The sequence below is a fragment of the Bacillus hominis genome, assembly GCF_018332515.1.
Taxonomy (GTDB): domain Bacteria; phylum Bacillota; class Bacilli; order Bacillales; family Bacillaceae_G; genus Bacillus_A; species Bacillus_A hominis.
Map to the genome: position 1 here is coordinate 1 of NZ_BOQD01000031.1, position 11029 is coordinate 11029.

At 34.5% G+C, this 11029-nt stretch carries 12 protein-coding genes and 1 pseudogene; 3 read left to right on the forward strand and 10 right to left on the reverse strand.

What is annotated here, in order from left to right:
- Positions 1-26 precede the first annotated feature (26 nt).
- From KI356_RS28675 to KI356_RS04600, 7 genes and pseudogenes are all read right to left on the reverse strand, one after another.
- Positions 27-201, reverse strand: a pseudogene (locus KI356_RS28675) (cation diffusion facilitator family transporter); the annotation flags it as partial.
- Positions 198-1016, reverse strand: coding sequence for an alpha/beta hydrolase (locus KI356_RS04575; protein ID WP_212934885.1), 819 nt, complete (start codon positions 1014-1016; stop codon positions 198-200). The gene KI356_RS04575 and the pseudogene KI356_RS28675, both read right to left, overlap by 4 nt.
- Before the next feature lie 13 nt (positions 1017-1029).
- The gene (locus KI356_RS04580) at positions 1030-1851 is read right to left on the reverse strand and encodes an ABC transporter ATP-binding protein (protein WP_128281288.1); all 822 of its coding nucleotides are present in this window, start codon (positions 1849-1851) and stop codon (positions 1030-1032) included.
- Between the two features lie 14 nt (positions 1852-1865).
- Positions 1866-2888 (reverse strand): FecCD family ABC transporter permease, encoded by a 1023-nt coding sequence (locus KI356_RS04585; protein ID WP_128281287.1) that lies wholly within the window; start codon positions 2886-2888, stop codon positions 1866-1868.
- Positions 2881-3888: a FecCD family ABC transporter permease gene (locus KI356_RS04590; RefSeq protein ID WP_128281286.1), complete on the reverse strand. Its 1008-nt coding sequence runs from the start codon at positions 3886-3888 to the stop codon at positions 2881-2883. Before KI356_RS04590 ends, KI356_RS04585 begins: the two co-directional genes overlap by 8 nt.
- 27 nt (positions 3889-3915) lie before the next feature.
- Entirely contained in the window at positions 3916-4881 is a 966-nt protein-coding gene (locus KI356_RS04595) for an iron-hydroxamate ABC transporter substrate-binding protein (protein WP_128281285.1), read from the reverse strand.
- Positions 4882-5191: 310 nt separating this feature from the next.
- A complete protein-coding gene (locus KI356_RS04600; RefSeq protein WP_128281284.1) occupies positions 5192-5950 on the reverse strand; it encodes an exodeoxyribonuclease III in 759 nt (252 codons plus the stop codon).
- Between the two features lie 153 nt (positions 5951-6103).
- On the opposite strand from KI356_RS04600, the gene KI356_RS04605 reads away from it, so the two are divergent.
- The 3 genes from KI356_RS04605 to KI356_RS04615 are packed head-to-tail and all read left to right on the forward strand — an operon-like array spanning position 6104 to position 8119.
- Entirely contained in the window at positions 6104-6694 is a 591-nt protein-coding gene (locus KI356_RS04605; protein WP_098267808.1) for a bifunctional transcriptional activator/DNA repair enzyme AdaA, read from the forward strand.
- The gene (locus KI356_RS04610) at positions 6681-7211 is read left to right on the forward strand and encodes a methylated-DNA--[protein]-cysteine S-methyltransferase (RefSeq protein ID WP_212934886.1); all 531 of its coding nucleotides are present in this window, start codon (positions 6681-6683) and stop codon (positions 7209-7211) included. The genes KI356_RS04605 and KI356_RS04610 overlap by 14 nt, the downstream gene beginning before the upstream one ends.
- Positions 7208-8119: a DNA-3-methyladenine glycosylase family protein gene (locus KI356_RS04615; RefSeq protein ID WP_212934887.1), complete on the forward strand. Its 912-nt coding sequence runs from the start codon at positions 7208-7210 to the stop codon at positions 8117-8119. The genes KI356_RS04610 and KI356_RS04615 overlap by 4 nt, the downstream gene beginning before the upstream one ends.
- Before the next feature lie 39 nt (positions 8120-8158).
- On the opposite strand, the gene pepT is transcribed toward KI356_RS04615, so the two are convergent.
- From pepT to KI356_RS04630, 3 genes are all read right to left on the reverse strand, one after another.
- Complete coding sequence (gene pepT, locus KI356_RS04620; RefSeq protein ID WP_128281280.1) at positions 8159-9391, reverse strand: peptidase T; 1233 nt, start codon at positions 9389-9391, stop codon at positions 8159-8161.
- Positions 9392-9529: 138 nt separating this feature from the next.
- Positions 9530-10105 (reverse strand): histidine phosphatase family protein, encoded by a 576-nt coding sequence (locus tag KI356_RS04625; RefSeq protein WP_128281279.1) that lies wholly within the window; start codon positions 10103-10105, stop codon positions 9530-9532.
- Between the two features lie 98 nt (positions 10106-10203).
- Positions 10204-11010, reverse strand: a complete 807-nt coding sequence (locus KI356_RS04630) for an alpha/beta fold hydrolase (RefSeq protein WP_128281278.1) — start codon at positions 11008-11010, stop codon at positions 10204-10206.
- Positions 11011-11029 lie beyond the last annotated feature (19 nt).

Sequence of the window (11029 nt, forward strand, 5' to 3'; positions counted from 1 at the left end):
CCCCATAGCCTTTTAGTTGCATTTTATTAAACAATCATTTCGTTATGTTTAATTTTAAGCGTTTCAATTTGAATTGTAGCACGTTCAATATGGAACTGTTGTTTTAACATATCAATCATGTTTTGAGGAACTTCATGATCCTCCTGTTTTTTTATCAATCGTCCAAATATGAAGAGTACGCATATCTCGTACACATTCTACACACAACTAATAAATCTTAGTCCCTTACTTAAAGAAGTCGGTACAACTGATGCATGATTCTCTCCTTCAGCCTCATAAAACTTAAATATAAACTTATTGTGTTTTACTTGGAGAAGGCGTTCTGATAATGCATTTGCATCTACAACCATATGCTCTCGCTCCAATGATCCCACTGTAAGGAATACTCCCGTTTCAACCTTCGCTTCATTTAATTCATTTATAAGATTCTCTTCTTTTTCAAGTATGGATTGATTATTCCACCAAATAGACGGGCTACTAATAAAATAATTTTGAAAAGCATTTACATTTGTAAATAGTATATGTAATGCAAATAATCCGCCTAGCGAATGACCAAATAACGTTTGCTTTTCTTTATCAATTTCAAAAACATTTTCAATTTGTGGTTTCAATTCTTCTTCAATAAAAGTAAAGAAGTTATGTGCTCCTCCTGTTTTAGGCCACGGTTTACCATCCGGTTTTAAAGGAGCATCTTTTGAAATGATAGAAGGTGTAAAATCATAGCATCTTTCTTCTCCTGAAAATGCCCCTTCAATTGGATAACCAATACCAACTATAATGGCTGATGAAACACCTGTTTTTTCCGCTCTAACTGATTGTATTTTAACCGCTTCATGGAACGTTTTGAAAAAGGCATTGCCATCTAATACATATATGACAGGATATCCTGACTCTGGTGCTGGTTGCTTCGGCTTTGAAATATGAATTTGATATTCCTTACCTTCTAATTTTGAATACATTTTCCACTGTTCTGTATTAGATGTAATAATCTGCTGCTTTTCGATAGTGGTATTCATTGTAAATCCTCCTTTAACTCGTTACATATATTTCTACTTTTTCTTCTTGAGCTACAACGCTATCGTAACCGAAACAAACAGGAGATCCATTATACGGATCAATCATGACACGCGCATCAATATGAAATACTTCTTTTAACACTTCATTTGTGATGATTTCTTCTGGGCTACCAGTTGTAACAATTTCCCCTTCCTTCATTGCAATAATTTCATCTGAAAACCTTGCCGCGTGGTTAATATCATGTAATACCATTACAACCGTACAATTGTGTTCTTTATTTAACTTCTCTACAATTTGCAATACATCTAATTGGTGAGACATATCAAGGTATGTAGTTGGTTCATCTAAAAGTAGCACTTCTGTTTCTTGTGCTAACGCCATCGCTAGCCATACCTTTTGTCTTTGACCACCTGATAAGTTTGCAATTTGTCTCGTTCGAAAAGCAGATGTTTTCGTTATATCTAATGCCCAATCAATCATCTCTTTATCTTTTGAAGTTAACTTATTTACATTATTTCGATGTGGATAGCGTCCATACGAAATTAATTCCTCTACTTTAAGCTCTCCTGGTGCAATTGGAGTTTGCGGGAGTAAAGCTAACAGCTTGGCAATTTCTTTCGTTGGAATTGTATTTAAATCTTGCCCTTGCAAATACACTTTACCGCTTTTTTGCTTTAAAATTCGTCCCATCGTTTTTAATAGTGTTGATTTCCCGCACCCGTTTGGCCCTATAATTGTCGTTACTTTCCCTTCTTGTATTTCCACATTTAAATCGCGAAACACTGTAAGCTTTTCATAGCTCGTTTCTAAATTTTTTGCACTTAAAATACTCACTTTTATTCCTCCTCTTACGCTTTCGCCTTATAAAGTAAATATAAGAAATACGGTACACCGACAATAGAAATAACGATTCCAACTGGTAACTCTACAGGTGTGAAAACTGTTTTTGCAATAAAATCTGAAGCAATTACAAGAAACATTCCGATTACTCCGCACGTAGGAATTATATACTTATGCTGAATGCCGACGAGCCTTTTCGCTATATGCGGTGCCATTAATCCAATGAAACCAATACTTCCGGAAACAGCAACACATGCACTCACAAGTCCGATACTACTTAATAGTAAAATCGATTTCTCTCGCTCTACGGAAACACCTAAACTTGTAATACTCGTTTCTTCCAATTGAAATAAATCTAATAAATAAGCTTTCTTTTGTATAAGAGGAATTAATATAATAAGCCACGGCAACATGGCAACAATATACTTCCAGTTTGCACTATATATACTTCCTGACACCCAAACTGCAGCCATTTCAAAATCCGTTGACTTCATTTTAAGGGACAAGTACATAGAAAAGGCCCCAAATCCTGATCCAATTGCAATCCCTGTTAATAAAAGTCGCTGTGAGTCTAACTTACCGTTTTTCCAAGAAAACAGATAGATTATGATGGCTGCACCTAATCCACCAACTAACCCAAACATCGGCATCATCATAATAGAAATCCAATCTGTACTCTTTAATTGTCCTTGAAAGAAAAACATAAAAATGACGATTGCTGTACCTGCCCCGGCATTCACTCCTAAAATACCTGGGTCTGCCAATCCATTTCTCGTAATCCCTTGAATTACAGCACCCGCAACGCCTAGGCCTAATCCTACTAATCCAGCAATTACAATACGCGGAAGACGAAACTCAAAAATAACTAAATCATGATCTGGTACTGGATCTATTCTAAAGAGTGTTTTAAATACATCTATAATCGTAATATCAAACGTACCATTCGTTAAACTAATATAAATGGCACCAAAAATTAAAAGTATAATAATCCCCATCGTCATTCCAAAACGTTGACTTGAACTTTTAAGCATGTCTCTCTCCTCCTCTTGTACGGATTAAATAAAGGAAGAAAGGAATTCCAATTAAAGATGTAACAACTCCAATTGGTGTTTCAAATGGATAGTTTACAAATCTACTTACTACATCGCATAATGCTAAGAAAACTCCACCAATAACGCCTGCACAAGGCAAGATCCATTTATAATCTACCCCGATTAAAAAACGAGTAATATGCGGAATAATTAAACCTACAAAACCAATTTTCCCAACTAAAGCAACTGCCGTTCCTGTTAAAAAAATAACTGATAAAATTGCCATCGCTTTAACTAGTTTTGTACGCTGTCCTAGATTAATAGAAACCTCTTCTCCTAACGAAAGAATGGTAATAGATTTTGATATGAACAGTGCTAAAACTATCCCAATTATCCCAAAAGGTATCGTAATTTTAATTATATTAGGATCCACTTGGTCTAACTTTGCATTAAACCAAAAACTAACATTTTGAGAGATTTGAAAATACGAAGCCATCGCAGCCGATACACTGCTTAAAAATGTTCCTATAACTGTCCCTATAATTGCTAACCTAACAGGGGATAAGCCATTTTGAAGGAGTGAGCCAAAACCAAACACGATACCGGCTCCTAGTGCAGAACCAATCATTGAACATAAAACCATACCGATCGATGACATTCCCGGAAGAAAAATCATACTAAGTGTAATAACAAAGGCTGCACCATCCGTCACACCCATAATAGAAGGGGATGCAAGATAGTTTCTTGTCATCCCCTGCATAAGTGCTCCTGATATGGCTAGAAATGCTCCAACTAAAAGAGCCGCAACTACCCTTGGTAAACGTGAAGTAATAATAATATTATGATCCACATCGCTTGAATCAAAATGAAATAATGCATTCCACACTGTTTCAACATCAATACTTTTCGCCCCATACAAAATAGAAAGTATAACTGTAAATAAGATGAGTATGGGTGCTATACATAATATGGTTACTGGTACTGCATTCGTTTTCTGCATATCATTCAACGCACCTTACTTATTGTATTATTTAGATAAATTTTTCACTGCTTCTTTTAAGAATGCTGTTTTACTCCAAGCTGTACCACCTTGTGCCATTGGATCTACAACGTTTACAAATACTTTCTTTTCTTTCGCAGCATTCATACTTTGCCAAATTGGATTATTTTCAATGTCTTCTAGCACTTTTGGTTTATTATTTTCGCTTGCCTCGTATTGTAAGAAGATATAATCAGGATTAACTTCAGCAAGTTTTTCTAAAGAAATCTTTTCTTGTGCTTTTACAGTTTTTAGTTGTTCTGGTGCTGTTAATCCAAGATCTTTATAAATTACAGGATTAAAGTATACTCCTTCTGGGTATAGGAATAAGTCATTTGCTCTTAATCTAATTACAAGTACCTTTTTATCTTTTAACTTATCTCCAAGTTTTGCTTTTGCTTTTTCAGCGTCTGTATTGTAATCTTTAATAATTTTTTCTGCTTTATCTTTTTTACCAGTTAGTTCTCCCATTAACTTTAAATTATCTTCCCAGTTTGTTGAAACGTGTGATACGGGGAACGTCGGAGCTACTTTCGTAAATTTTTCAGCTGTTTCTGCTGGGAATTTCGTACTAGATGTAATTACATCTGGTTTTAATTGAAGTAATGTTTCGAAATTTGGTTCCATTTTCTCACCAACAGATTTTGCACCCTCCAACTCTTTTTCGAGATACTTTGGTAATTTACCACCGACAGTAATTGCCCCTACCGGTTTAATACCAAGTACTGCCGCATCTTCCATTGACTCTAAACTAGCCGTCGCAATTTTATCTACTTTCGCAGGTACTGTGTACTCTGTACCTAAATATGTAATTTTTCGTTTCTCATCTTTTTTCGTTTCGGTCGCTTTCGTTTGCTGTTTTTGTTCCCCCGAAGTTTTGTCCGCACTATTACATGCTGCTAAACCTACACTTAAAACTGTAACCATCCCTAATGTAAATAATTTCTTGTTCATCTTTATATATCTCCTCTCGAAACCTTTAAATATATTATTTCAACAATGAAACTTAATTACATGAAACATATTTCTCATCTATATTTCACATCATTAATAAATCTACGTAAAATGGAGAGCCATTCTCGTTCACTTCCCCTAGTAGTAAATTCTTTACAATCCTCATCCAACGATAATCATTATCGATGATAATGATTATCGTTATTAAGTATATATTTAATATCAGATTATTTCAAGAATGATTTGAAAGATTTTAACAAACTGAATCAAAAAAGAAGTATCTCCTTTTCTTCAAGAAGATACTTCTTTTTTAAAAGTCCATATGTAATTCAACTGGACAATGGTCTGATCCCATTACTTCACTATTAATTTTTGCATCCTTTATTTGGCCTTTCACTCTTTCAGAAACAACGAAATAATCTAAACGCCATCCAATATTTTTCGCTCTCGCTCCCATACGATACGACCACCACGAATATGCACCTTCCTGATCAGGATACAGATAACGATACGTATCTATAAATCCTTCTTCTAAAATACGTGTAAACTTCTCTCGTTCCTCATCAGAGAACCCAGGATTTTTCCGATTACTTTTCGGGTTTTTTAAATCTATTTCTTTATGAGCGACGTTCAAATCTCCACAAAAAACAACTGGCTTTTTTTCATCTAATCGCTTAATATAAGCCCGGAAATCATCTTCCCATTCCATTCTGTAATCTAATCGTTCTAATCCACGTTTTGAATTTGGTGTATATAACGTTATCATGTAAAAATCATCAAATTCTAACGTAATAACTCGGCCTTCTTGGTCGTGCTCTTCAATTCCTAAACCGTATGTAACAGAAATCGGTTCTTTTCTTGTAAAAATAGCTGTTCCCGAATACCCCTTTTTCAAAGCGTAATTCCAGTATGTATAGTATCCTTCTAAATCTAGATCGATTTGTCCACTTTGCAATTTAATTTCTTGTAAACAAAATATATCTGCATTAGATTCTTCTAGGTATTCTAAAAATCCACCTTTTGCGATAACTGCACGTAAACCATTTACATTCCATGAAATCAACTTCATTTATGTTCCTCCTCTTGATGTGCATTTTCAATTTTCATGCTAACACAAATAGAATAACTATCCTATTTTCATCTTTGTAATCTTGCTCTTACATTTGTGAATACGTACATACGCACATTATTCAGGTTATACTAATTTCAGAGGTGATGATCTTTGTACAATGAGGGATTTACATTAACAAGTGAGTATTGGCAAGCAATTATTCACAATGATTCTTCCTATGATAACAAATTCTTTTATGCTGTGAAATCAACTGGGATTTTTTGCCGACCATCGTGCAAATCGAGAATACCGAATAAAAACAACGTACGAATCTTTCTAAATGCAGAGCAAGCATTGCATGAAAACTTTCGTCCGTGCAAACGTTGTAAACCAAATGGAATCACTTTACCTAATGAAGAGTGGGTAGAACAAATTAAAGACTATATTGAAAAGCATTATGACGAAGGGTTAACTCTCGACCTACTCGCAGAAATGTGCCACGGTAGCCCATTTCATTTACAACGTACTTTCAAAAGACTAATAGGAATAAGTCCAATAGAATATATACAGCGATTCAGAATTGTTAAAGCCGCAGAATTTCTTTCACATACAAATCAATCCGTTAAGGAAATTAGTACTGCTGTCGGGATAGAAAACCCGGAGTATTTCGCAACTTTATTTAAAAAGAAAACCGGATTTACTCCTACTGAATATCGAAAAAAGAACGAAATGAAAGAGGGATACAATAATGAATTCCTATAAAAATAAATCTATATATTGGACGCTACTTACACATAAAAATTGGCGCTTACATATTGCTGCAACTGAAAATGGATTATGTTTCATAGGATCCCAAGACGAAAACTTCGGAGAACTACATATGTGGGCTAGAAAAAAACTGCCACAACATGTATTAGTCTGCAATCCAGATTACTTGCAAGCCTATGCAAAAGAAGTTATCGAGTATTTAGAAAAAAAGCGAGAAACTTTCACATTGCCTATTGATGCTTACGGAACTGCATTTCAATTATCTGTTTGGAATACGGTACGTGAAATTCCTTACGGAAAGACATATTCTTATTCAGAAATTGCCAAGAGAATTCAAAAACCTACAGCTGTGCGTGCCGTTGCTTCTGCTATTGCTGCCAATCCCCTTCTCATTACAATTCCTTGTCATCGCGTTATAGGAAAAAATGGGAAACTAACTGGTTTTAGAGGGGGATTAGAAATGAAGAAAGAATTGCTTACAGTAGAAAAGTTGCAGGTGGAATTCATATGACAGCAGAATGTAATAGCGCATTAACTTTAGTAGTTCCTAAAGAATTTAGTTTCCAAGAAAACTTACGCTATCTTTCACGTTCTAACAATGAATGTATGTTTCATATTGAAGATAACAAAATTTATAAAGTTATCCCTGTTCAAGATGTAAACCCTTTAGTTGAAATTAGTATGAATACTGATGGCAATATTCAAATACGTTTTTTAGGAGAATCATATATCTCTGACAAATGGATATGCGATGCTGTAGCTAACTATGTAACAGAGTGGTTTGATTTAACTACGGATTTAACTCCCTTTTATAAATTAGCAAAACATGATCCACTCCTTCAAGGACCTACTCAAAAATATTATGGACTTCGTACATTAGGTATTCCAGATTTATTTGAAGCACTTTCCTGGGGAATTATCGGTCAACAAATTAACCTCACATATGCTTATACGCTAAAAAGAAGATTAGTCGAGCAATTTGGGAAGTATGTAGAATGGAACGATAGAAAACATTGGATATTCCCATCACCTGAAACGATTGCAACTCTACATGTAGAGGATCTTAAAAAATTGAAAATGACGACTAGAAAATGTGAATATTTAATTGGTATTGCACAGTTTATTACAGAAGGGAAACTATCAAAAGAATCTTTACTACAAATACAAGATGTGAAACATGCTGAAAAACAATTAACTGCTATCCATGGTATAGGACCGTGGACTGCCAACTATGTTTTAATGCGCTGTTTACGCTTTCCTTCCGCTTTTCCAATTGATGATGTTGGTTTGCATAATGCAATAAAGTTTATAACGAGTTCCGAAAATAAACCGACTAAAAATGAAATAAAAGACTTTGCAGCAAATTGGATAAACTGGGAGTCTTACGCAACTTTTTATTTGTGGCGGGTGCTATATTAAAAAGAACCAAGTAGCACATTCGTACTACTTGGTTCTTTTTTAAGCTTGTTCTTCAAATCGTCTTGCGATTTCTACAATAACTTGAACAGCTTTTTCCATAGTATCTACCGAAACATACTCAAATTTACCGTGGTAGTTTTCACCACCAGTAAAAATATTTGGCGTCGGTAATCCCATATATGATAATTGTGATCCATCTGTTCCACCGCGAATCGGGTGAATGTTCGGTTCGATATTTAAACTTTTCATCGCTTCATACGCAATATCAACAATTTCTCTCACTGGTTCAATTTTTTCAAGCATGTTATAGTATTGATCATTCATTTCTAAAACGACTGCATCTTGCCCATACTTCTCTTGCATTTGCTTCACAATATTTTCAACGTTATGTTTACGCGCTTCAAAATTTTCACGATCAAAATCTCGAATAATATAATACGCTTTACTTTGCTCAACATCACCATTTAAAGAAAGTAAATGATAGAATCCTTCATATCCTTCTGTATATTCTGGTGCCTCTTCTACTGATAAATGCCCATTAAACTCCATAGCCAGTTTAGTTGCATTACGCATTTTATTTTTCGCTGTTCCAGGATGTGTATTCGTTCCGTTAAACGTTAACTTAGCACCTGCAGCATTAAAACTTTCATACTCTAAACCACCTAATGGACCTCCATCCATCGTATAAGCAAAGGATGCACCAAACGCTTCTACATCAAAATGCGCTGGTCCACGGCCAATTTCTTCATCCGGTGTGAATGCTACTCTTATTTTCCCGTGTTTAATTTGAGGATTATGTATTAAATAATTCATTGCCACCATAATTTCTGTAAGACCAGCTTTATCATCTGCTCCAAGAAGTGTTGTACCATCAGTTGTAATAATTGTATGTCCTTTATATGATGGTAGTTCTGGGAACTGTTCTGGCGTTAGCACAACGTTTAACTCTTCATTTAGCGTAATTGCTTTCCCATCAAAATTTTCATGAATTTGTGGTCTTACGTTTTTCCCCGTAAAGTCTGTTGCTGTGTCTAAATGTGCTAAAAAGCCGATTACCGGAACATCTTTATCTGTATTTGCAGGAAGTGTTGCCATTACATAACCATTATCATCCATCGTCACTTCTGTTAAGCCAATCTCTTTTAACTCTTCTACTAATAACTTACCAAATTCAATTTGTCCAGGTGTTGTTGGTACTGTATGGCTTTCCTCATTTGATTGTGTATCAATCTTTACATATCTCGTAAATCTTTCAATAAGTTCTTGTTTCAAATTCATTCACTCCCTTTTATATTTCTTTCTCTATTATAATCCTTATAATGAAATATTTTAACTTTTTTGACTGCAATAATGCTATGAAAAAAGTGTGTTTTCAAAGTAACCTTGAAAACACACTCCATATTATCCATTTCATTCTTCTCTCCACAATCTCTCTACATTCATTAATTGATCTTCTTTGAATTCCATCTTATATATATCCGGTTTTGATGTATTCATTAAAAATTCAAGTCCATATTGATTATCAAAATAGTTCATCATTAGTGTCATTACAAGCCCATGTGTACCAATTACAATTTTATGTCCTTGAAAATGTATTAATATTTCTTCTAACACTTTCACTACCCTTCTCTGACATTCTGCATATGACTCTCCTTCAGTTAGTGCAAATTCCGGATTAGAAAACATCCTCTTTACAAGTGGGTACACTTCCTTGTCTGATACAATCTTATCCCTACTTGAAAACCTACACTCTTTAAGATTTTCATATACTACTATTTCTTTTTCATAAAAATTAGCTGACTCTTCTATCGTTAACATAGCCCGATTATACGGACTTGAAATAAAAGTATCAATTCCCTCCGCTTTTAATATCTCAGTTACTCTACGAACATCCATATGTCCCTTCTCAGTTAATCCACGCGTTCTTTCATTTCCTTCTAATTTTGGTGATTCACCATGCCTAACCATATAAATATATGTAGTCATACTTCCCCCTTGAAAATATTTATAAGTTAATAAATTACTTTAATCTAAACCTTCCTAAAATCTAGGAAGAATCTATATATTTATTTTTTCAAGCTACTTTATTCGACTGTTCGTCTAATCCATTCGCCTACTAAACTCTCAAATAGTTCAGGTTGTTCAATTTGCAAATTATGCCCTGCCATATCTAACACTGCTAATGTTGCTCTTGGATAATCTTCAATAATTTCTATAATATCTTGATAACCTACCGATATATCTTGTCTTCCGGCTAATAAAAGAACGGGTTTCTCATATTTCTTACGGTGAAAATCCATAGTAAGAGAGTAATTCTTTTGCAATCTATCAATAAATTCATTATTAGCAATAGATAACCCTGGCTTAATTTCTTCTTTGAATCGCTTATATGTATATTCATTTGCTACCACTGCTAACTCGCAAAATTCTTCTCTTTCGGTAGAAGTTAGCTTATTTAAAAACTGCTCATCTCGTACAATTACGTGTTTATCGGGTAATTGTCTTTCTTTTGGCTGCGCTACAACAACAGGACATACTAATAATAATCCATTAACCCTCTCAAACATCTTTGAAAGTATCCCTCTAGCTAAATATCCCCCGTATGATTCTCCTACCAATAAAAATTCTTCAGTAGAAACAATTTCCTCAATAAATGTGATAAGCACTTCTACTATACGATCTGAACTATTTATCCATTCTGGAGCATTCGATTTTCCCATGCCAGGTAAATCAATATAAATTCTTTGATAACCTTCACATTTCTGAAATACTGATTCCATACACCTCTTCATTAACCTATGGTCAGGAGCACAACCATGTATGATAATGACTGGTTTACCTTCTCCCACAATTTCATAGTATATTTCTGCATCCTTAATCCGGCATATCATAAAAAAACCTCCCTAGTTT

What these genes read in the sequence shown, in the direction of transcription:
- KI356_RS04575 (WP_212934885.1), bottom strand. Translation starts at nt 1,016, where the DNA reads ATGAATACCACTATCGAAAAGCAGCAGATTATTACATCTAATACAGAA.
- KI356_RS04585 (WP_128281287.1), bottom strand. Translation starts at nt 2,888, where the DNA reads ATGCTTAAAAGTTCAAGTCAACGTTTTGGAATGACGATGGGGATTATT.
- KI356_RS04590 (WP_128281286.1), bottom strand. Translation starts at nt 3,888, where the DNA reads ATGCAGAAAACGAATGCAGTACCAGTAACCATATTATGTATAGCACCC.
- KI356_RS04595 (WP_128281285.1), bottom strand. Translation starts at nt 4,881, where the DNA reads ATGAACAAGAAATTATTTACATTAGGGATGGTTACAGTTTTAAGTGTA.
- KI356_RS04600 (WP_128281284.1), bottom strand. Translation starts at nt 5,950, where the DNA reads ATGAAGTTGATTTCATGGAATGTAAATGGTTTACGTGCAGTTATCGCA.
- KI356_RS04610 (WP_212934886.1), top strand. Translation starts at nt 6,681, where the DNA reads ATGAATTCCTATAAAAATAAATCTATATATTGGACGCTACTTACACAT.
- KI356_RS04615 (WP_212934887.1), top strand. Translation starts at nt 7,208, where the DNA reads ATGACAGCAGAATGTAATAGCGCATTAACTTTAGTAGTTCCTAAAGAA.
- KI356_RS04625 (WP_128281279.1), bottom strand. Translation starts at nt 10,105, where the DNA reads ATGACTACATATATTTATATGGTTAGGCATGGTGAATCACCAAAATTA.
- KI356_RS04630 (WP_128281278.1), bottom strand. Translation starts at nt 11,010, where the DNA reads ATGATATGCCGGATTAAGGATGCAGAAATATACTATGAAATTGTGGGA.